The organism is Acinetobacter sp. Ag2 (assembly GCF_001005515.1).
GTDB classification, from domain to species: domain Bacteria; phylum Pseudomonadota; class Gammaproteobacteria; order Pseudomonadales; family Moraxellaceae; genus Acinetobacter; species Acinetobacter bereziniae.
Window position 1 is genome coordinate 24,281 of sequence record NZ_LBNA01000037.1, and the last position, 24,859, is coordinate 49,139.

A 24,859-nucleotide genomic window follows, 5' to 3' on the forward strand; every position below is an offset into this window, starting at 1 on the left:
CTACTCAAATCTTATTTTACGTATTTATTAAATAATGGATAACCAATACCCAACACCTTGGCATACAATGCTGGCGAAGCACGTTTCATAATCCAGAACAGCTTTGCATCGGGTTGCGGAATGGTATAAAGCTTGTTTGCATCCAGATTATTTAAGGTCTTGATAGCAACTTGATCGCTGGTGGTAAATGCATGATTCATTAGCAAATCATCGGCTAGCCCTGCGTAATGTCCCGGTAAACGACCATTTTTCATAATATTGGTTGGTACCAATGTTGGACATAACACATTGACGCGAATATTGTCTTTGCGAAGTTCAGCGGATAGGGTTTCTGACAAAGCCAATACACTGGATTTGGTCACGTTATAAGCCGTCATCTCTGGTGCTGCGGTATAACCAGCCGCTGAAGCCACATTAATAATTGCGCCGCGACCTTGTTGTTTAAACTTTGGGACAAAGTAATGACAGCCGTGAATCACTCCCCACAAATTGACATGCATACACCATTGCCAATCCTCTAAAGAAACTTCATCAAACTTGCCACCTAAACCGACACCCGCATTATTAATAACCAAACTCACAGGATGATTCATTAATTTTTCAGCCTGTTCAGCCAGCGCTTTGACTTGCTCTTTCAGTCCAACATCACATTGCACAGCAAAGGCTTTTCCAGAAGTTTGTGACTCAATCAAATTTACCGTTTCTTGAGCAGCGTCTAAATTAATATCAGCACAAACAATCGTTCCACCACGCTTGGCAAGCTCCAAGGCAAAACTACGACCAATTCCACTGCCAGCACCAGTCACCACTGCATAAGCATTTTGGCTAGGTTTTACTTTTTTAGAAAAAAATCCCATATCTCTTCAATCCATCTATTTTTTTATTTTACGAACGCAATGTCGGGTAAAATTCTTTCGTTAAATAAGGCGTAAGAATACCGTTCTCAGGGTTCAGCAACTTTTCTTTGTAATATTCCAAAAATTCAGAGGTATCATGATCATTTGGATGAAAATTTGGACGTAGATAATCAAAAATATGCTTAAAGCTACTGCCATAAACCCCATCTTTTAAACCAAAAATCAGGCGAAAATTGTAAGGAATCTCACTCCAATAACGTAAGCTGATTAAATTTTTTGGATTACGATAAAAAGGAACCAAAAATGAAGCTGCTGAAATCAATACAAGAATCGTGATCAAAGCAGGGAAAAATCCAGCAATACGTAATAAATAGTTATTTGATAATTCTTGAAAAACATCAAAGGCAATGTCTTTATGCTCAGATTCTTCAAGCATATGCCACATCCAGATCGCACGCTGTTTTTCATCTTGAGAACGGAAGAAAATTTCCTCATGATTCATCATGTATTCAGCCAAAACAGCCGTGAAATGTTCAATTCCCGCCATCAATGAAAGTTTCATTGGCTGAGGAAGACGTTCAAATCCATATTCAAACGCCCATCCTGCCCAAGTACGGAAAAGCTTTACAGGCAAATCACGAATTAAATAGGCTTCGTTTAACTCTTCATGCATTTTAGAATGAATGGCTTCTTGACCAATCAATGATGTTACACGTTGCTTAAGCAAAGGATCAGTGATGAAATCACGATGATATCGTGCAGTATCAATCACCAAATCTTCACCGCGTGTCAAAAAAATTGACAATGAAGCAAAGTAAGCACTTGCTAACTCGGCATCCATATAAAATCTGTGATCGAGTTTTGCTGGATCAAAATCAAATTTCATATGCCGAATAGGAATAATCGGTGTTTGATTTGCCAAACTAAATGGCGCTGCAGCAAACATTTTAGCAACAGCTTTTTTTAACGGTTTCACGAACATAGAAAATACTCTTTATTCATTTAATCTGGTCACCCGTGCACAGGTCTATTTAACACATGGCACAGCTTGCCTTTTGAGTAAAAACTCTAATTTGATCACTAAAAATTACGACATGCTTTGTCAATTACCATTGGCATATGCAGACATTCGATTAGCAAATTATGACAACCACAACGGATTGTCTAACAATTACTCTGCAGTGTTGTTCTTCAAGATAGAAAATGTCCCATGAAGATAAGTTCTGTGATGTGTTGAGAAATCAAAACGGGTCAAATGTGCTATTAAGCAATACAAAAAAAAGAGCAACCATTTAGGGTCTGTGGACATTTCATAAATGGCTTGCGTTGTAGGTTAAAATTGAGCAGGTATGAGGAGTATACTCCGCAAGGAAATGAAGAGAATAGCGAGACTATTTTCAAGTTTCATAACGTAGCCTGAGATAATTTTAGCCACAACCCTGAGCAAGAACAAAGCACTGCTTTGTTTGCAGCGCAAGGCGCAGCGGGGACTAGCATGTTTTTTGTCGCTTCTTCGTTCCGAACTACTTATTTAGAATGACTAAATTTCGTATTTCGCGCCTAGAATCGCCTAAAAAACACACCTAGTCGCAAACATAGACGAATTGTCCACAGCCCCTAGTCACTCTTGTTTAAAAAGATGTTCAATTCACTCAGGTTTAGTTACGGATCGCTGGCGTAAATTCTTTGATAAAATATGGTGTCAGCGTTCCTGTCTCTGGATCAAGCAGCTCTTTCTTGAAATAGTCCAATAGTTCACTGGTGTCATGATCATTGGGATGAAAGCTTGGACGCAGATAATCAAAAATATGCCCTAAACTACTGCCAAACACCCCATCCTTTAAGCCAAAGAGTAAATACCAACTCCCCTTCGCTTCTCTCCAAAAGCTTAAACTCAAGGTATTTTGCGGGCGCCGTAAAAACGGCAAAAATAATGCACCTGCACCGACACCTACCCCAAGCGTAATTAAGGCAATAAAGAATCCTAAAATGCGTAAACTATAATTTGCTGAAAGAACTTGATAGGTATCATATGCAATATCTTTGTGTTCAGATTCTTCAAGCATATGCCACAACCATAAAGCACGTGTTTTTTCATCAAGTGAATGATTAAAAATATCTTGGTGTGTCATGGCATATTGAGCAAAAACAGCAGTGAAATGCTCGATTCCAGCCATCATTGAAAGCTTCAATGGCTGTGGAAATTTTAGAAAAGTATTATTAAATACTTGTTCAGCAAGAAAACGGTATAGTTGTACTGGCAAATGATTGGGAATCATCGTTTCATTATATTCTTCATGGACTTTAGAATGAATCGCCTCTTGCCCAATTAAACTGGTTAAACGCTGTTTCAAGATTGGATCTTTGATTTGGTCACGATGGTGACGTGCAGTTTCAATCACCAATTCTTCGCCATAAGTCAAAAAAATTGAAAGTGCTGCAAAATAAGCAGTCGCCCATTCCTTTTGCATAAAAAATTTAACATCCAGCTCATCAGGGCTGAATTTAAAATCAAAATGACGAATCGGAATATTAGCAACCTGCTCAGTTAAATCCACCAATTGGCTGGGAAAAACTTTTGCAAAGACCTTTTTGACTGGTTTAGCAAGCAACATATAAAACCTCATCTGTTTATCTATAGTGCAAAGCTTTGTCTAAAAATCCAGTACAAATTCACATTCCTAGTCAAAACCATGCTTTTATACAGCCGAAATTAAGACATATTGCATCAAATACCATTAGCATTTACGGTCAATCGATTGGCAATTTATGACTATCCAACAAAGTGTCAGACAAATAACTGAAACAAGTGTATTTGCTGATAAATAATGACCCGAGAGGACATTTTTAATCATCCACTTAACTTGGACCTGAGTTTAAAAAGTCGTTATGGTGAGTCACAGATTGATTTGATGAAGAAATGAGACTGACGTGTCTAATATTAAAATTGTTGAAGCTTGGCTAGATATAAAATCATATTCCTCCGTCGCAAAACTTTATGTAAAGTCATGGTCGCCTGATCAGCACTCAACTACACCAATCATTCTTTTGCATGATTCTTTGGGCTCAGTAGAACTTTGGCGAGAATTCCCTGAACGACTTGCCCAAATAACAGGACACCAAGTGATTGCCTACGATCGATTAGGTTTTGGACAATCATCTCCCCATCCCGACTTCTTGGATATTGATTTTGTAAAAAATGAAGCAATAGAAGGTTTTTCAGTCATTATAGAGCAATTCAAAATTCAAGATTTTATGGTGATGGGACATAGTGTAGGCGGTGGGATGGCAACTCACTGTTCTGTTCAGTATCCAGAGCAATGTAAAGCCTTAATCACCATTTCAGCACAGGCTTTTGTAGAACAACAAACCCTTACTGGAATTCAAGATGCCAAAACCAACTTTCAACATCTAGGACAAATGAATCGTCTTAAAAAATATCATGGAGGAAAAGCTCAATGGGTTTTAAATGCTTGGACTGAAACATGGTTATCTTCCCAATTCCGCCATTGGCAGTTAAGAGACACGATAACACAAATACAATGTCCTCTCTTGGTCATTCATGGAGAACTGGATGAATATGGCTCTTTGGCTCAACCTCAACAGTTTATCGATTATGCAACTAAAACAGTTCAATTAGAAATTATTGCAGGTGCAAAGCATATGCCACATAAAGAAAATCCTCAGCAAATATTAAATATTATTCATACTTTTATTGTAGGACTTGAAATTGCATAGCGTCATTTCATAAAAATGATTTGATTTCAATCTCATTCAATCCAATGAACTTTAGGGTCTGTGGACATTTCATAAATGGCTTGCGTTGTAGGTTAAAATTGAGCAGGTATGAGGAGTATACTCCGCAAGGAAATGAAGAGAATAGCGAGACTATTTTTAAGTTTCATAACGTAGCCTGAGATAATTTTAGCCACAACCCTGAGCAAGAACAAAGCACTGCTTTGTTTGCAGCGCAAGGCGCAGCGGGGACTAGCGTGTTTTTTGTCGCTTCGTCGTTACGAACTACTTATTTAGAATGACTAAATTTCGTATTTCGCGCCTAGAATCGCCTAAAAAACACACCTAGTCGCAAACATAGACGAATTGTCCACAGACCCTATACTTTTATCAAGATTCTTAGAAAATTTGTGAGTCACAGATAAGCATATTTAATTGATACAGATGATCTCGTTGGACTTCCTCATCATTATAAAATTGATTGTTATTTGGCTGTCCTATATTCAATGCTAAACTGATTCTAACTTTATTTTAATCCCTGCTAACAATGTTGAATTACTTTTGGCGCTTAGCAAAAATACTCAAAATTGATCAATTTAAATATCGCCCATTAACAAATGGAGAAATTCGAATTAGCCGAACTGTGTTTGGTGACTTGATTGATTATGATCAGGTAAAAATCATGAATCACCCATATTTGCCTTGGCAACCCGTTGGCATCTTAATGGCACCTAATGGCTATATTCATTTAAAAGATGCCGATTATTGTGAAGATTTTTCATGCATGAGTTTAGCCTATCAAGCTGTATTCATTCATGAAATGGCCCATATCTATCAATACCAACGCCATGAAAAAGTCCTGCTAAAAGGTGCAATTTTGCAGTCTGCAATGTATCTTAGTTTTGGTCGCTATAACCCTTATCGCTATACTTTGGTTCAAGGAAAGTCTTATTTTGACTATAATATCGAGCAACAAGGAGACATCGCTAAAGACATTTATTTAAATCGAATTGAAAATATCATTTTGAATTAAATCAAAGCTAAAATTTGACACTTTTCGCTTTGCTTCGGACTTTTTTGTGATCTATTTCATGATTTTTTTAAAAAGAACATTAATTCCGATGTAAAAAGCAAAAAATAATGAAAAATCACTAGTTTCTACAAAAAAAATACTCTAAATTCATGGTGTCATTGATGCTGCACTGAATAAACTTGATGAATCACTAGCTTCTGACATTTTTTTAGTTAAAATACTCAATGTCTGAAATTTTTGCCTTGCAAAAAAATAAAGATTTTTGATGATTTTTTGATGATTTTATAGCTTCGCCCTTTGGCAGTTTTTGTTGTGTCTATATATACATACGTTGAATAACTACATTTTAAAAATCAACAAAATGTATATAAATTACCCTATTGGAATAGGATTTGGTTTAAATGAAAAGTTTTAAAATTGCTCTTGCGCAATTCTCTCCATTCATTGGTGATCTTGATTCAAATGTTCAAAAGATGATTGAGCAAGCCAATGAAGCAAAAAAACAGAATGCTGAAATTATTGTTTTCCCCGAACTTTCTATTATCGGCTATCCAGCTGAAGATTTATTTCTACGCCCAAGCTTAGCTAAACGTACAGCTCAAGCTTTTGAAAAACTAGCCACGATCAAAGATATTGTTTTGGTATTTGGTTTTGTAAATCTTACAGATGATGGTCAACGTTATAATGCTGCTGCTGTCATGAAAGATGGTCAGGTACTCGGTATTTATAACAAACAAAATTTACCTAACTATAGTGTATTTGACGAAAAGCGTTATTTTAATGAAGGTCATCAACACCTCGTTTTTGAATACTTGGGTCATAAGTTTGGTGTATTGATCTGTGAAGATGTCTGGTCACTCAATACAGTTCAACAGTTAGCTCAATTGAATGTCGAAAGCGTATTGGTACTCAATGCTTCACCTTATGAAGTTGGTAAACCTCAACACCGTATCGTAACGCTGAAAGAATTAGCGAAACAATTGAATTTGCACTTGGTTTACGTCAACCAAGTCGGTGGGCAAGACGATCTGATTTTTGATGGTACAAGTTTTGTGATTAACCAATCAGGCGAAGTTGCATTACAAGCACCGAGCTTCATTGAAGACCTCTACTTTACAGAATACCAAATCGAAAACAAAAGCTATCAAGTCGTCGAAACTGCACCTGCTTTAAGTACCATGGCTGAGATTTACCAAGGTTTAGTTTTAGCAACACGTGACTATGTGCAACGCTCAGGCTTTCCTGGTGTAATTCTTGGATTATCAGGAGGTATTGACTCCGCTTTAACGCTTGCAATTGCTGTTGATGCCATTGGTGCGGATAAAGTTCAAGCGGTAATGATGCCTTATACTTATACCTCTCAAATCAGTGTTGAAGATGCTACTGAGCAAGCAAAGCGTATGGGAGTGACATTTGGTATTGCTGAAATTCATCCAATTGTAAACAGTTTCATGCAAACGCTCTATCCTTTCTTTGGCAACTCACCTGCTGATGCAACAGAGGAAAACCTTCAAGCTCGTGCGCGTGGCACACTGTTGATGGGTTTATCTAATAAATTTGGTAATTTAGTGCTTTCAACAGGCAATAAATCTGAACTTTCTGTCGGTTACTGTACTTTATATGGCGATATGGTGGGTGGTTTTGCAGTACTGAAAGACGTTTATAAAACCATCGTGTTTGAATTGGCGAAGTATCGTAACAGCATTTCTGAAACGCCTGTAATTCCTGAACGTGTGATTACCCGTCCACCTTCAGCTGAACTTCGTCCAGATCAAAAAGACCAAGATTCACTACCTGCTTACGATATACTCGATGCGATTTTATACGCCTATATCGAAGAAGAACAAAGCCAAGAGGACATCATCGCCAAGGGCTTTGAACGTGAAGTGGTCGAAAAAGTAATTCGTCTTGTTGATCGCAATGAATACAAACGCCGTCAAGGTTCAATTGGACCACGCATCAGTTCACGTGCATTTAGTCGCGAACGTCGCTACCCGATTGTAAATGGCTGGAAACCTGGTGTATAAGCCTCGTGAATGTGAATAATTCACTCCCAGCGAGCTTTGCTCAGGAACTTGCTCAAGCACTTTTGCTTGAGCAAGTGCGTTATACCAAACAACAATTACTTGATCAAAAAAATCCTCAATTCATTCAAAATTTTATTTCTCAAACTTATCAGAATGCTGACAAAATTCTTTTAAAAGACGTGATACAACTTGAACAACTCTGTTCAGTGGTTCAAAAATATGCATTTGAACTAAATTTGGGCGCTGATATTCTTGAGTTTATTGGTGTCGTTGCGCAAAAAATTCATCAATATGCAATTGGTAGCCAAACCGTTATCAATGATTTACTTTCAGATGAATCATTTGAATTATGGATGTTCAAAATTTTAGAACTTGAACAGCTCCGAGATTATCTTCAAGAAAATTTACAACATAATCCACAGATTCAACAGGTCAGCTTGCAACTCGCCAATCAAATTGTTGAAAGTAACACACCTTGGCTTAATCAGCTTCGCCACTACACAGTTAAACAAAATCGTCTTGGTTCCAAAGTCATGAGCTTTATCCAAGACCAACAGCAAAATATTGAATTAAAATTAGAAAACCAACTTGCGTCAGCAATACGCAAACAACTCAGCACGATTATTATGCTTCCCAATGAGGATTTAGCAGATATCGCGACACACATCTGGACTGAAATCAAACAACGCTCCTTAAAAGAAACATTTTCTCAACTTCAATCCATAGATTTTGAAGAGTTCTTTATCTTGGTTTATGAAACATGGAAAGAGCTTCGTGAAACAGAATATATGCAACAGGTTATTCTTAACGTAGTAGAAGCATTTTATGAATATTTTGGTGAATACAGTCTACAGGAATTATTACACTCTGTAGGTCTAGATAAAAATGACTTATTCATTGAAGCAGATCGCTTTATTCCACATACATTAGCTGCATTAGAACAGCACGGCTTGTTAGACAGTATCATCCAATCTTTGATAGCACCATTCTACTTAGATCCACAAACCCAGCGCTTTATAGAAAATTTTCTTGCTGAGAAAGCATAACCATTGATAAAACATAGATCGTCTTTCTATAGACAACGTCTCAGTTAAGCGATTTAAATCATCAATATAAAGTACATTAACCTGAGTACGATAAAAATCCTTGATGAAAGATGATACAGTCAAACCGCCTGATTATTCATACAAGTGATTTGGATGATTCATTTATTTTGTACTTTTTGAATCATTGATGGTCTTGCTATCGTGAGGCGACATGGATGTCGCCATGTTGAGCGGGGGTAAAGGATGTACCCCTCGCTCAACGAAAGATTTTTGTCACTTTTCATCTCTGAAAAGTGAGCCATCGCCTACGCAAAAGAATTTAAACTTTAGTACTAAAGCGTGGCAGTACAAGCTTTAGATCATCAAACAATCTATTGATCGCCTTCATTTTATTGGTCAAGAGAAATAAAACTATATTGATGGTTGCGCTTACGGAGCTTCGCTCCTCATGCCAAAACAAGTATGGCGAGCCCTTGCGGAGCTCCGCTCCTCATCCAAAATCGGATGAATATCCAGAAAAATCCACATAGATTTATTATCTTTCAATGAGTTGAAGATTTAATTGTATCGAATTCACGTTACATTAATAAAAGCTTAATATCATCAAGCAACATTTTCATATCATGGATTTTGTGAGTCGAAGCAAATTATATTTTACTGTAACTGCTTTCAACAGATTGAGGATATGTATATGTAGCACTAGAAATTTCATGGTTGATAAAGCTTGCTCTTATTTAAAAAACCATCACGACACATACATCTGTAAAAGGGCTAATATATGACTACGATGTGTTGGATAAATTGAACATCTTCATGTAACAATTTCAGTTCTCTTGTTTTTGTTATAAACATATCAAGCTTTATTAAAATAATGTTTGATTTAATTCAGCCTGATCACACAAATTTTTTAAACTCATGTGCTCGACATAGGGTTTCGCGCTAAAAAATTTGAGGACACAAAAAAAGAGACCATGCGGTGAGCATGGTCTATAAAAATGGTGGCTATGACGGGACTTGAACCTGTGACCCCCGCATTATGAGTGCGGTGCTCTAACCAACTGAGCTACATAGCCATAAACTGTGTGCGCATTATCTAAAGTTATACACCCTACGTCAAGCACTTAAATAAACTAATGCTCACACTTTAAACAATTGATATTTAAATGTTTAAAATTAATACATATTTATGTTTTTATCAGAAAATTAGCATATTCAAGCGATAAAATTATCCTGTAATCTACCTACAATATTTTAATCGTCGCTAAATTAAAGATTTAGTTTTTTATAGATGAAGATGTTTGAATAAAATAAGACTTAAACAAAACAAACGACCCAAAATAATTTTATAACCATTGAGCACTATAGCAACTATCGAATTTTAATGTTTCCAAGATTCAAATCTTGCAATAAAAAAGAGAGTGTTTACCACTCTCTATTTGCAACCAGCTCTTCCATTTCAAGATCAAGATAACCTTGATCCTGTATCACCATCATCAACGCTTCAGCAATATAATCTGCAGCAGTATCATCCAGTGAGGAGTCTAAGTCTTCAAACTGAGGCTTCATTTCATTAATTTCAGTCACAGTCAGATTTGCCAAAGAGTAAATTTCAGCATCGCTAAAACTGGTTTTAGCCACCTTTTTAGCAAATTGTTCAATGAGTTGCTTTATTTCGGCAACTAGAATATCGGGATAATATTCATCATCGAACATTGGGAGAAGTAGATCGTTAAACATAGCAACCTAAAATAAAACAGCAATTCACGCGCTTATATAACACATACCATACAATTCACCAAATCTACTTGCGACCTTAATGCTATTTTTTATATCACTTTTCTGAATAGAGAGAGAAATGCGCTTCAATCGTCATACTTATATCTTTGAAGAAAGATCGTTTGATCCAATCAAATTCAATTTAAAACACCTATCGCTAAATCGCGGTACGCATTGCCTGCCAAATTTGAATGGCGTCTGACATTGCTTTCACATCATGTGCACGTACCATACATGCACCTTGCTGAATACTCATCAAATGCGCAGCGACACTACCTATCGCACGATTTTGAGCATCTGCTCCACCCAAAGCCTCTCCAATAAAACGCTTACGCGATAAGGCGGATAAAATGGGATATCCCATTGCGTTTAATTTATAAAACTCATTCAATAATTTTAAGTTCTGTTGCGCATTTTTAGCAAAACCAAAACCGGGATCAATCATGATGTTTTCAGGCTTAACTCCTGCTTGTATCGCTTGATTGACACGTTGTTGAAGTTCCTTAATCACATCCAGAGTTACATCCTGATATTGGTCCAGTTGGTTCATGGTTGTTGGTTCACCACGCATATGCATAATAATCACAGGAATATCTAGTTCTGCAGCTGTTTGCAATGCATTTGGACGAGTTAATGCTCTTACATCATTCCAAATATGTGCGCCGACCTTGACTGCTTCACGAATCACTTCTGGTTGCGAAGTATCAACCGATATCACCACGTCATATTGGGCAAGCTCAGCAATTACAGGAATGACGCGTTGGATTTCCTCAGTGATTGCTACAGTTGATGCACCAGGTCGTGTAGATTCACCACCGACATCAATCACAGTTGCACCTGCATCAATCATTTGTCTAGCATATGCAATGGCTTGATCTTTTTGATTATGTAGCCCACCATCACTAAAAGAATCTGGAGTTACATTCAGTATCCCCATGACATGCGCTTTTGATAGATCTAAACTCAAACGCCCGCAACGCAAAATTTTATTCGGCAGTGACACCAATTGCATGTCGCTTCTCCATGATTAATTTGCATTAGTTTAACAATTACACTCCATTTCAAGATAAATTCTTTTAATAATAAATTGTATTTGCATAAAAAAAGAGCCTCGTATGAGACTCTTTTTGATTTATTCCAATCAGGTTGCCGGTAATGGTGGCGGAGTTGACGGACCATCTGTAGGCGTCACATCAATCACTGGATTATCAGCAACATAAACCTTAGGTGGTTGCGGCTCACGACCTTCCATGATGTCACGGATTTGATCACGATCAATAGTTTCCCATTCCATTAAGGCTTTCACCATTGCATGCGCAATATCTTTGTTATTTTCAAGAATATCACGTGCAACTTTGTACTGTTCATCAAGAATACGACGTACTTCTTGGTCAACTTGTTGTTGAGTTGCTTCAGAAATAGTGCGACTACCTACGTTTCCAAAGAAACCATTTTGGTTTTCATCTTCGTAAACCATCACACCCATTTTGTCAGACATACCGTACTTGGTGACCATTGCACGTGCCATTTTAGTTGCACGTTCAAAGTCGTTAGAAGCACCTGTCGACATTTGGTTAATGAATACTTCTTCTGCAATACGACCACCGAATAAGATAGAAAGTTCATTCAACATCTTAGACTTGTAATGGCTGGTTTGGTCATGTTCTGGCAACTGCCAAGTCACACCAAGCGCCCAACCACGCGGCATAATGGTTACTTTATGTACTGGGTCTGTACCCGGAAGAATTTCCGCTACAATCGCATGACCTGCTTCATGATAAGCGGTCGCACGACGTTCTTCTTCACGAATCACCATCGACTTACGCTCAGGTCCCATATAGATCTTGTCTTTAGCATCTTCAAAGTCATGCATGTCGACAGTGTTCTTATTGCGACGTGCAGCAAATAATGCCGCTTCATTGACAAGGTTTGCCAATTGCGCACCAGAGAAGCCCGGTGTACCACGTGCAAGTACTTTAAGATCAACACCTGTTACAGATGGAAGTTTCTTCAAATGCACTGCCAAAATCTGTTCACGACCTTTGATGTCAGGAAGACCCACCATCACTTGACGGTCAAAACGTCCAGGACGTAACAATGCTTTATCAAGTACGTCGGCACGGTTGGTTGCAGCAATAACGATAATACCTTCATTACCTTCGAAACCATCCATTTCAACCAACATCTGGTTTAATGTTTGCTCACGCTCATCATGACCACCACCAGTACCTGAACCACGATGACGACCAACAGCATCAATCTCATCAATAAAGATGATACATGGTGCATGACGTTTCGCTTGTTCAAACATATCACGTACACGCGAAGCACCCACACCTACAAACATTTCAACGAAATCAGAACCAGAGATGCTAAAGAAAGGAACTTTTGCTTCACCCGCAATCGCTTTCGCAAGTAAAGTTTTACCTGTACCTGGAGGACCAACCATCAACACGCCTTTAGGAATTGTTGCTCCTAAGCGTTTGAATTTTGCAGGGTCTTTTAAGAAATCTACGATTTCAACAACTTCTTGTTTCGCTTCATCACAACCTGCAACATCAACAAATGTTACTTTGATTTGGTCTTCCGAAAGCATTTTTGCCTTCGATTTTCCAAAACTCATTGGGCCATTTTTACCGCCTGCACCACCGCCCATGTTACGCATGAAGAACATGAACAATAAAATAATTAAGAGTACAGGGAAACTTGCAATGAGAAGTTGCATCAACAAACCTTGACGTTGAGGTGCAGTACCTTCAACAACAACGTTATTTTTGATGAGTGTAGGCATCAGTTCAGGATCTTGAACTGCTGGGCGAATACTTTCAAAGTTCGAACCGTTCTTTTTTTCGCCGCTTATTCTTTCACCATCAATTGTGACTTTACTAATTTGACCAGCATTCACCGCTGTGACGAATTCTGAATAATTCATCGCAGAAGGCTTACTGCGGTCACTGAGATTGCTGAAGATTAAGATCAGCACACCCAGTATGACCAGCCACAATACGGCATTTTTGAAGTAATCGCTCAAAGCTTTATTCCCATATATAACTATTTTGATCAGGCTCAATCATGCTTGATCGTAACAAAAAGCGAGTAATGAATTTCGCAATAAAGATTAAAAAGGTACAAAATGCACAATTTTTAACAACTTGGCAAGCATTTGTTGGCAATTCATTACGAACTACGAACATACCTTAAAAATGCCCACTATTGCGAAACTTTTTTACGACCCTGTCCAATTAAAAAAACTTCTTTTGAACGTGCACGTGAAGCAGCAGGTTTTGCTGTTTTCAATACATCAAAACTGTCCACGACTTGCTTTCGGAACTCATCAAATCCACTGCCTTGGAAAACCTTAACTACAAATTGCCCTTTAGGTCCTAAAACTTTATTGGCAAAATCTAACGCAAGTTCACACAAATAAATCTGGCGAGGTTGATCTACAGCCCTATTACCTGATGTATTGGGGGCCATATCTGAAATTACAACGTCTACAGTGCGTCCATTTAAAATATTTAACAATTTTTCGAAAACTTCTTCTTCTCTAAAGTCACCTTGTAAAAAAGTAACATCTGGTAAAGCGTCCATTTCCAAAATGTCTGAAGCAATCACTAAACCCTTATCACCGACCAGTTTTCCTGCGATTTGCGACCAGCTTCCTGGTGCAGCTCCCAAGTCAACTACAGTCATTCCGGGTTTAATCATTTTATATTTTTCTTGAATTTCAAGAAGTTTATATGCTGCGCGAGCACGATAGCCTTCTTTTTGTGCTTTTTTCACAAAAGGATCATCTAAATGCTCTCTCATCCACGCACGACTACTTTTGGATAACTTCTGGTTGGTAATGCGTGTAGCCATAACTCTCTTGATCTAAACAGATAACTAACTTGTGATTGTACGTGAAAAATATTCTCATTGCAGTATACATATGGATTAAAATCGATAGATATTGAGATGTTTTTTTGAATAAGCTTCATCGAATATTTCTACAGAATTTACAGCGCAGCGATATGGCTTTTGTTATACTAAGTCGTTTTTAAAATCAGGTTATTTTTTATGGCGACTCTATCTATCCAAGAACGTAAACGTTTACGTCAAATCGGACATGCATTAAATCCAGTTGTAATGCTTGGTGATAAAGGCTTGACTGAAAGTGTCGTTGAAGAATTAAACCGTGCTTTAAATGATCATGAGTTAATTAAAGTTAAAATTGCGGGCGAAGATCGCGAAGCACGTACAGCAACCATCACTGAAATAGCTGAAACAACTGGCGCAGAAGTGGTGCAAACCATCGGTAAAATTGCTTTGCTTTACAAAAAAGCAGCCAAACAAAATCAAAAACTCTCTAATTTGGTTCGTCACGCTCATCTTTCTAATTAAGATTTATTTTCATGGCAAGTTACGAACTGAATGCTTTTGATCGTCGTTTTCAAAGTATCTCTTTAGTGGGAGCGATTGAGCAGGTCAATCCCTACACCTTAAATGTAGGTTATTGGTTAAGAGATCCCAATCAATTTATTGTATACCCTGAACCTGTTACAGCACATCCGCGTCAAGATTTTCTTTGGGAAAATACCTGTTTTGAAATTTTTATTGGCGTGCAGGGCGAAGATCAATATCGAGAAGTTAACCTCTCCCCTTCTCAAGCTTGGCAAGCCTATCAATTTGAAGAATATCGCTATCCTGAGAATATGCCTCCTGTAGTTGCATACGATATTGAATTAAATCAGCTTAAGCGTACACATTATGGATTAAATGTGAGTTTAGATCTGACTGAGTTTATGCTTGCACATAAACTCAAGTGGTCTGATCTATTTATAGGACTCAGTGCTGTTTTGAATACCACACAAGGTCAACACTTCTTCGCCATGCAGCATAGCGGACAGCAAGCTGACTTTCACAACAAACGCGACTGGTTACATACCTTTTAATCGTCACTGTTGAATTGTCTTTTAAATAAAAAGTGAGGCATTTGCCTCACTTTTTATTTAGGTATAGTTGTTTATATACAGCCCAAACAACAACTTATTGCTTTGTCGTAACTTTATGCCAAACTTCCAACGTATGCTCTTTAGAACGTTTTAGTGTTTCAGTGAGCTGAACTTTATGCTTAGAGGAAATTTGTGAAACATCTTCACGAATTTCTTTACCTACTTCAGTCAACTCTTTCACCAAAAGGCTTAATTCCGATTTTAAGAAATCAGCTAATTCAACCAAGTCTTTTTGTGAAGTAGAAAATTGGGTTTTGATTACATCAAGACGTTGTACCAAATCTTGTTTGAAGTTTTGGACTTGATCTTGAACCTGTTCATTCAGTTGCTCTGTTTCAGCTTCCAGTTTTTTCTGAGTATCCGCCACAGCTTGAGAGACTTTTTGCTGCGCATCTTTGCCCAGTTTCTCTAAATTTTCCGCAGTTTCAGCTACAACCTCTTTCAAAGCTGCTGTATCTTTTGTTACTTTTTCAGTCACACTTTCTTTAGATATCGTCATATTGATTCCCCCTGGAATACGAAACAATAAGATAGCGTGAAGAAATAAATTTTAGATTTTGATTTGTCTGACAATTATTAAATACTTACAATTTCAAAAAATTCATATGAAAAGCAGAACTAATAAAAAATAGCAAGGCATTTATCTCACAATATCCACCTAAATAAAATGGACTTTTAATCAGTTCATGCGTATAATGCGCTGTTAAGTTATAAGCGAGCAGACATGAGGAGGGTAGGATTTAATTAGCCTTCCTTTTTTTTCGTCTACTCGCTTTTTTACAGCCCTATTTTTGTGGTTTTAGTTCAGGAGCTATGGTTTGAGCACCCCCGCCATTTTAGCCCTTGCTGACGGTACTGTTTTTAAAGGTACATCGATCGGCGCTACGGGAAGTACGACTGGTGAAGTCGTTTTTAACACTGCCATGACTGGTTATCAAGAAATTTTGACTGATCCAAGTTATGCACAGCAACTTGTAACTTTAACTTATCCTCATATCGGTAATACTGGTTGTAATGAAGAAGACACTGAATCAGGTCGAATTCATAAAGTCTGGGCGAATGGTCTCATCATTCGTGACCTACCTTTATTACACAGCAATTTCCGCGCAAATCAATCTCTTGGCGAATATTTAGAACAACATAACGTCGTTGCCATTGCTGATATTGATACACGAAAATTAACACGAATCTTACGTGACAAAGGTGCACAGAACGGTTGTATTCTTGCAGGTGAAAACATCACTGAAGAAGAAGCAATTGCTCAAGCACGTGCCTTTGGTGGCTTAAACGGTTTAGACCTTGCTAAAGAATGTTGCGATCCTGAAGGTTTTGAATGGACTGAAGGTTCATGGACATTAGGCAAAGGCTTCTCTCAACCTGAAACTAAATTTCATGTAGTTGCATACGATTATGGTGTCAAAACCAACATCTTACGTATGCTTGTAGATCGCGGTTGTAAGTTGACTGTGGTTCCTGCTCAAACCCCTGCTGAAAAAGTGCTCGCACTTAATCCAGATGGTGTGTTCCTTTCAAATGGTCCTGGCGATCCAGCAGCATGTGATTATGCGATTGAAGCTGTGAAGACTATTGTTGAAACTACAAACCTGCCTGTATTTGGTATTTGTTTAGGTCACCAAATTCTTGCTTTAGCATCTGGTGCTAAAACAGTAAAAATGCCGCATGGTCACCATGGTGCAAACCATCCTGTACAAAACATCGATGACCAAAGTCAATACCACGGTACAGTGATGATTACTTCTCAAAACCATGGCTTCGCTGTAGATGCAGAAACTTTACCTGCAAATCTTAAAGCAACGCATAAATCTTTATTCGATCAAACTCTACAAGGGATTCATCGTACAGATAAACCTGCGTTTAGCTTCCAAGGTCACCCTGAAGCAAGCCCTGGTCCACATGACTGTGCCCTATTGTTCGATCATTTCATCGAACTTATTGAAGCATCTAAGAAGTAATTAAGGAAGCGACCATGGCTAAACGTACAGACATTAAAAGTATCTTAATTATTGGTGCGGGTCCGATTGTCATCGGACAAGCATGTGAGTTCGATTACTCAGGTGCACAAGCATGTAAAGCCCTTCGTGAAGAAGGCTATCGTGTTATTTTGGTGAACTCTAACCCAGCCACCATTATGACTGATCCAACAATGGCAGATGCAACGTATATTGAACCGATTACGTGGCAGACTGTAGCTGCGATCATTGAGAAAGAACGCCCAGATGCTGTTCTTCCAACTATGGGTGGTCAAACGGCATTGAACTGTGCACTTGCACTTGATGCCAACGGTATCTTAAAAAAATATAATGTTGAATTAATCGGTGCAACCAAAGAAGCGATTGAAAAAGCTGAAGACCGTAAATTGTTCGACATCGCAATGCGTAAGATCGGTTTAGAATGTCCTCGTGCCGATGTTGCTGAAAGTATGGAACATGCACTTGAAATTCAAGCGCGTTTTGGTTTCCCTGTCATCATTCGTCCATCATTTACGATGGGTGGTTCAGGTGGCGGTATTGCTTACAACAAAGAAGAATTTATTGAAATTTGTGAGCGTGGTTTCGATCTTTCGCCAACTAAACAATTGTTGATCGATGAATCATTGATTGGTTGGAAAGAATACGAGATGGAAGTTGTGCGTGACAAAAACGACAACTGTATCATTGTCTGTACCATTGAAAACTTTGACCCAATGGGTGTCCATACAGGTGACTCAATCACTGTTGCACCTGCACAAACACTGACTGATAAAGAGTTCCAATTACTCCGTAATGCGTCTTTAGCGGTACTTCGTGAAATTGGTGTAGAAACCGGCGGTTCAAACGTTCAATTCGGTATTAATCCGAAAGACGGTCGTATGGTCGTGATCGAGATGAACCCTCGTGTATCTCGTTCTTCGGCTCTTGCATCTAAAGCAACAGGTTTCCCTATTGCGAAAATTGCAGCGAAACTTGCAGTCGGTTATACCCTTGATGAATTGAAAAATGACATCACTGGCGGTACTACACCTGCATCATTCGAGCCTGCAATTGACTATGTAGTGACTAAAATTCCTCGTTTCAATTTCGAGAAATTCCCACAAGCTGACGCAACATTGACAACACAAATGAAGTCAGTGGGCGAAGTGATGGCGATTGGTCGTAACTTCCAAGAGTCTGTACAGAAAGCATTACGTGGTCTTGAAGTCGGTACTTGTGGTTTCGATGAACAAATCGCTGTGGGTACAGAAGGCGCAAAAGATAAAATCTTAGTTGAGCTTAAAGTACCTGGTCCAGATCGTATTTGGTATGTTGCTGATGCCTTCCGTCATGGCTTTACTCTAGAAGAAGTTTTCGCTGCAACCAATATTGATCGTTGGTTCTTGATCCAAATCGAAGACATCATCAAGACTGAAGAACAAATTAAAACTTTAGGTTTTGGTGACTTAAACGCTGACAATATCCGTTCATTTAAGCGTAAAGGTTTATCTGATTTGCGTATCGCAAACTTAATGGGTATTTCGCAAAAGCAATTCCGTAAGCATCGTTGGAACTTGGGTGTATATCCAGTTTACAAACGTGTTGATACCTGTGCTGCTGAGTTTGAATCAGATACAGCCTATATGTATTCAACTTATGATGAAGAATGTGAATCTAATCCGTCTAGCAAAGACAAGATTATGGTCATCGGTGGTGGTCCTAACCGAATTGGTCAAGGTATTGAGTTCGATTACTGCTGTGTACATGCTGCGCTTGCTATGCGTGAAGATGGTTATGAAACCATCATGGTCAACTGTAACCCAGAAACTGTTTCAACAGACTATGATACTTCTGACCGTTTGTACTTCGAACCAATCACACTGGAAGACGTACTTGAAATCGTGCGTACTGAAAAGCCAAAAGGCATCATTGTACAGTACGGTGGTCAAACACCATTGAAATTGGCACGTGCTTTGGAAGAAGCTGGGGCTCCAATTATTGGTACATCTCCTGATGCAATTGATCGTGCAGAAGACCGTGAACGTTTCCAACAAATGATTCAACGTTTGAATCTTCGCCAACCAAGCAACAGCATTGTAAAATCTGCTGAAGAAGGCATGGCTGAAGCATCTAAAGTGGGTTATCCATTGGTGGTACGTCCTTCTTATGTGCTTGGTGGTCGTGCAATGGAAATCGTCTACAATGACGATGAACTTAAGCGCTACTTACGTGATGCGGTTCAAGCATCTAACGAAGCACCTGTATTACTCGATCACTTCCTTGATGATGCGACAGAAGTTGATGTTGACTGCGTATCTGACGGTAAAGATGTTGTGATTGGTGGAATTATGCAGCATATCGAACAAGCGGGTATTCACTCTGGTGACTCAGCATGTTCGATTCCACCTTACTCTCTTTCTCAAGAGATTCAGGACGAAATGCGTCGTCAAACAGTGGCTATGGCGAAAGAGCTTGGCGTTATTGGTTTGATGAACGTTCAATTTGCTGTAAAAGGCAACGATGTTTATATTCTTGAAGTTAACCCACGTGCATCTCGTACAGTACCATTTGTATCGAAATGTATTGGTGAATCGTTAGCAAAAGTTGCTGCACGTTGTATGGCGGGTCAATCTTTAGAATCTCAAGGATTCACAAAAGAAATTATCCCAACTCATTTTGCAGTAAAAGAAGCAGTATTCCCATTCAATAAATTCCCAGGTGTTGATCCAATTCTTGGACCAGAGATGAAATCTACTGGTGAAGTTATGGGTGTTGGTAAAACTTTTGGTGAAGCTTTCTACAAAGCTGTGTTAGGCTCTAATGATCGTTTACCAGGAAAGCCAACTGAAGGTGAAGTGAAACATGTATTTATTTCAGTACGTGATTCAGACAAACCTCGTGCACCTGGTATTGCGAAACAATTGGTGGATTTAGGCTTCAAAATTATCGCAACTGGCGGTACTTATGATGTCATTAAAGACGCTGGTATTGAATGTGAACGTGTGAACAAAGTCACAGAAGGTCGTCCTAATATTGTTGACCGCTTGAAAAATGGCGAGATTCACCTCATTATCAATACCACTGAAGGCAAACAAGCTCAGCAGGATTCATTCTCAATCCGTCGCTCTGCACTCCAAGGTAAAGTGTATTACACAACAACCTTGAATGGTGCTGATGCTGTATGCCAAGCTTTAGCAATTCAATTGCCAATGGATGTATATCGCTTGCAAGATTTGCAAACACTAGGTTAATTCGTTTCCGATAAGTCCCGTCACCTTATCGGTGGCGGGCTTTTTTCATTTCTAAACCAGTATTTTTTTAAATACGAAACTGAGGGACAACAATGCAACGTTATCCTATGACTCCCGAAGGCAAGGTTGCCTTAGAGAAAGAATTACAACAGTTGAAATCTGTTGATCGTCCACGTATTACTGCTGCAATTGCAGAAGCTCGTGAACATGGGGATTTAAAAGAAAACGCAGAATACCACGCAGCACGTGAACAACAAGGTTTCTGTGAAGGTCGTATCCAAGACATTGAAGGTAAACTCGGTGCTTGCCAAGTGATCGATGTAAAAGAACTTGAGCAAACAGGTCGTGTTGTTTTTGGTGTAACAGTTACGATTGAAAACTTAGATACTGAAGAAAAGAAAACCTATAAGATTGTAGGTGATGATGAAGCAGATTTTAAAATTAATAAAATCTCAGTGAACTCTCCTATCGCACGTGGTCTTTTAGGTAAAAATGAAGGCGATGAAGTAAAAATCGTCACGCCTCAAGGCGAAGTCGAATATGAAGTGGTCAGTGTTGAGTATATCTAAGTAAAACTACTCATCATATTGAGGGCTGATTATTCAGCCCTTTTTTCTTTTCGAGAATAATATTTGATTCTACAACAACAATAATTCAAATAACCTGTAAAAACTAATCCATCATATGCAATTGTTAAGGAGGCATCGCTTGCGCAAATCAATTTACACTTTAGAGCTAAAACAAAAAAATAAAAATTATATTTTTCAAAAATATATTATAATTTTTTAATCTTTTCACTCAGGATAAATTATATTTTCCTGGATGAGTTTTTAACAAATTGGCTATACAGAAAAATATCTGATGCCTTAAAAATAGCAATTATCACCACCTTGTCAAAATTTATTGCCATTGTTAAATAATCTATTTGCATTAGATTGATGGAAAATAAAAATTTCTTGAGGAACAATATGAAAGCTGGGCGTGTAAGTCGCACAGCAGAAGCAGCGGCTGCTCTGCGTGCCAACCACCATTTGAACGCTAGCGATCCTGTATTTTCAGATCCGTACGCTTTAGCAATGACCAATAGTCGCTGGCGGGTATTACTGAATAATGCCTTGTTTTGCAAAACGCTTAATTCAAAGTTGATGAATCAAACCTTTGGTAAATTGACTGGGCAAGTGGTTGGTCGTTCACGATATTGTGAAGATCTTTTACAACATGCAATTGAGAACCATCAAATTCATCAATATGTCTTGGTCGGTGCAGGCTTAGATTCATTTGTTTTACGTTTAGCAGCTCAATATCCGCAACTTAAAATATTCGAAGTTGATCATCCTGATACACAGAAGACCAAAATACAGAAGTTAAAGAAGATTTCTACATCCCAACAATTGCCTGAAAATGTAGAATTTGTCAGCATTGATTTTGAAAAAGAAAAGCTTTCTGAAGCTTTAACCCGAAGTGGTTTCCAATCTAAACACCCTGCTTTTTTCTCTTGGTTAGGCACAACGCATTATTTAACACCACAAACCACATTAGCCACTTTGCAAAATATTGCATCCATTGCACATAAACAAAGTGAAGTGGTTATGGACTACTCGATTGATTATAGAGAATTACAAGGTATAGAACGGTTTGGTGCGTTTGCTTTAACTCAATTTACTCAATTTCTTAAAGAACCTTTGATCGGTGCTTTTGGTTCAGATGCTTTACATCAGGCAGTGATCAAAATGGGATATCAAGTCTTGGAAGATTTATCAGGTCAACAGATCACTGAGCGCTATTTTAACCATCGTGCAGATCATATTCGTCATACGCATGGCTCGCATTTACTTCATTTAAAACTTATTTAAAATAAACCAAGCTGAAATATCATTCAGATATTTCTCACTTTTTAAAGATAGAACATGGAAATGATGTTGGTTTACTTAGGCTATTTGATTGAATTTATATAGCTCAATCCTATAAAGCTCATATAAAATAGTCACAACACTCTCCGCACATCAAGCAACCTTTAGAATGCCTAACTCGATAAATTCACCAGTAAAACACTGGTGTGAATTTGAATTTATTTCCAAAACTGTTAAAAATCCAAATATTCATATAAAAGGTAATTACTCCTATTACTCAGCGTATTGGGATCAAGGCTTTGAGCGTTGTGTAGTGCGTTATTTACATGACAAAGCATCCACTACTGAAAAGCCGATTGACCAATTGTATATCGGTAACTTCGTTTGTTTTGGTGCTGAATCCGTAATCATGATGGGAGGGAATCAGTTACACCGTCCTGACTGGATCTCAACATTTCCTTTTGATACCCGTAGTTTTTTACCTGCCGGGGATACAGTCATTGCGGATGGTTGTTGGATTGGGAGTCGTGCCATGATCATGCAAGGCGTAAAACTCGGTGAAGGTGCTGTTGTTGCAACAGGTGCAGTAGTCACCCAAGATGTCCCACCGTATGCAATTGTGGGCGGTGTACCTGCGAAGCTCATTAAATATCGCTTTACTGAGCAAGAGATTGCACAACTACTCTCCCTAAGGCTTTATGACCTTGATGAAAAGCAAATATTGAAAATGCGAGCGCAATTACAGACTGATGATCTACTTCAACTAATACAATTCTTAAAAAATCAAACCAATCAGTAAAATGTAGGCTCAATCTTATCAAAACAAAAAAGGGTTAAATTTTCATTTAACCCTTTTTATAAGATTTAACCAATCGTTGCTTATAGATCTGAATTTAAAGCTACATTGCGATGCGCATTCTTTAACTTTTTTTGTTTTAGATAGTAGGCAAACATCAAACACAATATCCAAGCAGGAATCATCATTACGGCGATGCGCATATCAGGGGTAAATGACATCACAACAAGAATACCGAACATAAAAATCATGCACAGATAATTACTGAATGGATAAGCAATACTAGGGAATTTGGTGGTTTGCCCTTGCGCTAGCATAGCTTTACGGAATTTTAGATGTGTCCATGAAATCACCACCCAGTTAATCACAATCGCGGCAACCACGAGCATCATTAACAAACCAAATGCTTTTTCTGGAAATGCATAATTCAACAATACACATAAAACAGTGACAAATGCAGAAACAAGCACTGCATTGGTTGGGATGCCACGTTTATTGATATGTTTAAGAAATTTCGGTGCATTGCCCTGTTGAGCCAAGCCCAATAACATACGGCTGCTACAATAGCTCGTTCCGTTATAGACCGAAACTGCTGCAGTAAGAATCACGAAGTTCAACAAAGTCGCTACGCCTTGACTATCCAGCGAAGCAAAGACCATGACAAAAGGGCTTCCACCTTCCGCCATTTTGTTCCAAGGGAACAAGGCAAACAAAATAAACAGTGTTGCGATATAAAAAATCAAAATACGATAAATAATTTGATTCACAGCCTTAGGCAAAGTTTTATCAGGATCTCTCGCTTCTGCGGCAGTGATTCCAAATAATTCAATACCGCCAAAAGCAAAAATAATCACTGCCATTGCCATGATCAGCCCTTCAACACCAAATGGGAAGAAACCGCCCAATGCCCAAAGATTGGTAATACTTGCTTGTGGTCCTGCTGTACCCGTTGCAAGTAAATAGGAACCAAAGCCAATCATCGCCAAGATTGCCAAAATTTTGACGATGGAGAACCAAAACTCCATTTCACCAAAAAATTTTACATGCAAAAGATTAATGCCGTTAATTAAAATAAAAAACGCCAATGCTGAAATCCATGTTGGGATTTCAGGCCACCAATATTGGATATATAAACCAATTGCACTGAGTTCAGCCATACAAACCAGAACATTGAGTACCCAATAGTTCCAGCCTGACATAAACCCTGCAAATGAGCCCCAGTACTTATAAGCAAAATGGCTGAATGAGCCACTGACTGGCTCTTGCACCACCATCTCACCTAACTGTCGCATCATAAGAAACGCAATCAGCCCTGCAATCGCATAACCGAGGATCACCGAAGGTCCCGCAAGTTTGATCGACTGCGAGATCCCGAGGAACAATCCAGTACCAATTGCACCACCCAGTGCAATCAACTGAATATGGCGATTGCTTAAACCATGTTTCAGGTTTCCTTGCTCGTGTTCTGACATATGATTATTCTCATCCTTGTCGCGTAATTTTTATATTCAAAATTACGTATAT

At 38.5% G+C, this 24,859-nt stretch carries 20 protein-coding genes and 1 tRNA gene; 11 read left to right on the plus strand and 10 right to left on the minus strand.

Going from position 1 to position 24,859, the window contains the following annotated elements; all coding sequences use genetic code 11:
• Positions 1 to 11: 11 nt before the first annotated feature.
• From AAV97_RS05370 to AAV97_RS05380, 3 genes are all read right to left on the minus strand, one after another.
• Entirely contained in the window at positions 12 to 857 is an 846-nt protein-coding gene (locus AAV97_RS05370; protein WP_009585084.1) for an SDR family NAD(P)-dependent oxidoreductase, read from the minus strand.
• Positions 858 to 885: 28 nt separating this feature from the next.
• Positions 886 to 1,839, minus strand: coding sequence for a metal-dependent hydrolase (locus AAV97_RS05375; RefSeq protein WP_004829450.1), 954 nt, complete (start codon positions 1,837 to 1,839; stop codon positions 886 to 888).
• A gap of 676 nt (positions 1,840 to 2,515) precedes the next feature.
• Positions 2,516 to 3,472 carry a metal-dependent hydrolase gene (locus AAV97_RS05380; RefSeq protein ID WP_046760035.1) on the minus strand — a complete coding sequence of 319 codons (957 nt, stop codon included), beginning with the start codon at positions 3,470 to 3,472 and terminating at the stop codon, positions 2,516 to 2,518.
• A gap of 316 nt (positions 3,473 to 3,788) precedes the next feature.
• Here AAV97_RS05380 and AAV97_RS05385 point away from each other — a divergent pair, with 316 nt between their 5' ends.
• The 4 genes from AAV97_RS05385 (at position 3,789) to AAV97_RS05400 (ending at position 8,698) form a co-directional block, all read left to right on the plus strand.
• Positions 3,789 to 4,595 carry an alpha/beta fold hydrolase gene (locus AAV97_RS05385; protein ID WP_046760036.1) on the plus strand — a complete coding sequence of 269 codons (807 nt, stop codon included), beginning with the start codon at positions 3,789 to 3,791 and terminating at the stop codon, positions 4,593 to 4,595.
• Between the two features lie 544 nt (positions 4,596 to 5,139).
• Complete coding sequence (locus tag AAV97_RS05390) at positions 5,140 to 5,625, plus strand: hypothetical protein (protein ID WP_004829453.1); 486 nt, start codon at positions 5,140 to 5,142, stop codon at positions 5,623 to 5,625.
• Positions 5,626 to 6,026: 401 nt separating this feature from the next.
• Complete coding sequence (locus AAV97_RS05395; RefSeq protein ID WP_005032961.1) at positions 6,027 to 7,652, plus strand: NAD+ synthase; 1,626 nt, start codon at positions 6,027 to 6,029, stop codon at positions 7,650 to 7,652.
• 5 nt (positions 7,653 to 7,657) lie between these two features.
• Entirely contained in the window at positions 7,658 to 8,698 is a 1,041-nt protein-coding gene (locus AAV97_RS05400) for a hypothetical protein (protein WP_046760037.1), read from the plus strand.
• Between the two features lie 996 nt (positions 8,699 to 9,694).
• Here the strand turns inward: AAV97_RS05400 and AAV97_RS05405 are convergent.
• The 5 genes from AAV97_RS05405 to rlmE form a co-directional block, all read right to left on the minus strand.
• Positions 9,695 to 9,771 (minus strand) — tRNA-Met (locus AAV97_RS05405).
• Between the two features lie 349 nt (positions 9,772 to 10,120).
• On the minus strand, positions 10,121 to 10,435 hold the full coding sequence (locus AAV97_RS05410; protein ID WP_004829456.1) for a DUF5713 family protein: 315 nt from the start codon (positions 10,433 to 10,435) through the stop codon (positions 10,121 to 10,123).
• A gap of 196 nt (positions 10,436 to 10,631) precedes the next feature.
• Positions 10,632 to 11,486, minus strand: coding sequence for a dihydropteroate synthase (gene folP, locus AAV97_RS05415; RefSeq protein WP_046760038.1), 855 nt, complete (start codon positions 11,484 to 11,486; stop codon positions 10,632 to 10,634).
• 129 nt (positions 11,487 to 11,615) lie between these two features.
• Positions 11,616 to 13,505: an ATP-dependent zinc metalloprotease FtsH gene (ftsH, locus tag AAV97_RS05420; RefSeq protein WP_004829458.1), complete on the minus strand. Its 1,890-nt coding sequence runs from the start codon at positions 13,503 to 13,505 to the stop codon at positions 11,616 to 11,618.
• A 179-nt stretch (positions 13,506 to 13,684) separates the two neighbouring features.
• Positions 13,685 to 14,335 (minus strand): 23S rRNA (uridine(2552)-2'-O)-methyltransferase RlmE, encoded by a 651-nt coding sequence (rlmE, locus tag AAV97_RS05425; RefSeq protein ID WP_004829459.1) that lies wholly within the window; start codon positions 14,333 to 14,335, stop codon positions 13,685 to 13,687.
• Between the two features lie 198 nt (positions 14,336 to 14,533).
• Here rlmE and yhbY point away from each other — a divergent pair, with 198 nt between their 5' ends.
• Entirely contained in the window at positions 14,534 to 14,857 is a 324-nt protein-coding gene (gene yhbY, locus AAV97_RS05430; protein WP_004829460.1) for a ribosome assembly RNA-binding protein YhbY, read from the plus strand.
• Positions 14,858 to 14,868: 11 nt separating this feature from the next.
• Positions 14,869 to 15,408, plus strand: a complete 540-nt coding sequence (locus AAV97_RS05435; protein WP_004829461.1) for a DOMON-like domain-containing protein — start codon at positions 14,869 to 14,871, stop codon at positions 15,406 to 15,408.
• A 94-nt stretch (positions 15,409 to 15,502) separates the two neighbouring features.
• Here AAV97_RS05435 and AAV97_RS05440 read toward each other — a convergent pair whose 3' ends face one another.
• Positions 15,503 to 15,967 (minus strand): hypothetical protein, encoded by a 465-nt coding sequence (locus AAV97_RS05440; RefSeq protein ID WP_004829462.1) that lies wholly within the window; start codon positions 15,965 to 15,967, stop codon positions 15,503 to 15,505.
• 319 nt (positions 15,968 to 16,286) lie between these two features.
• On the opposite strand from AAV97_RS05440, the gene carA reads away from it, so the two are divergent.
• The 5 genes from carA to AAV97_RS05465 all read left to right on the plus strand — a co-directional run bounded on the left by carA (position 16,287) and on the right by AAV97_RS05465 (position 23,338).
• A complete protein-coding gene (carA, locus tag AAV97_RS05445) occupies positions 16,287 to 17,441 on the plus strand; it encodes a glutamine-hydrolyzing carbamoyl-phosphate synthase small subunit (protein WP_046760039.1) in 1,155 nt (384 codons plus the stop codon).
• 14 nt (positions 17,442 to 17,455) lie between these two features.
• Entirely contained in the window at positions 17,456 to 20,689 is a 3,234-nt protein-coding gene (carB, locus tag AAV97_RS05450) for a carbamoyl-phosphate synthase large subunit (RefSeq protein ID WP_009586339.1), read from the plus strand.
• A 92-nt stretch (positions 20,690 to 20,781) separates the two neighbouring features.
• Positions 20,782 to 21,258 (plus strand): transcription elongation factor GreA, encoded by a 477-nt coding sequence (gene greA / locus AAV97_RS05455; protein WP_004829465.1) that lies wholly within the window; start codon positions 20,782 to 20,784, stop codon positions 21,256 to 21,258.
• A gap of 399 nt (positions 21,259 to 21,657) precedes the next feature.
• A complete protein-coding gene (locus AAV97_RS05460) occupies positions 21,658 to 22,542 on the plus strand; it encodes a class I SAM-dependent methyltransferase (RefSeq protein WP_046760040.1) in 885 nt (294 codons plus the stop codon).
• Between the two features lie 166 nt (positions 22,543 to 22,708).
• Positions 22,709 to 23,338 carry a CatB-related O-acetyltransferase gene (locus tag AAV97_RS05465; RefSeq protein WP_046760041.1) on the plus strand — a complete coding sequence of 210 codons (630 nt, stop codon included), beginning with the start codon at positions 22,709 to 22,711 and terminating at the stop codon, positions 23,336 to 23,338.
• An 80-nt stretch (positions 23,339 to 23,418) separates the two neighbouring features.
• On the opposite strand, the gene AAV97_RS05470 is transcribed toward AAV97_RS05465, so the two are convergent.
• On the minus strand, positions 23,419 to 24,807 hold the full coding sequence (locus tag AAV97_RS05470) for an amino acid permease (protein ID WP_005032980.1): 1,389 nt from the start codon (positions 24,805 to 24,807) through the stop codon (positions 23,419 to 23,421).
• Between the last annotated feature and the right edge of the window lie 52 nt (positions 24,808 to 24,859).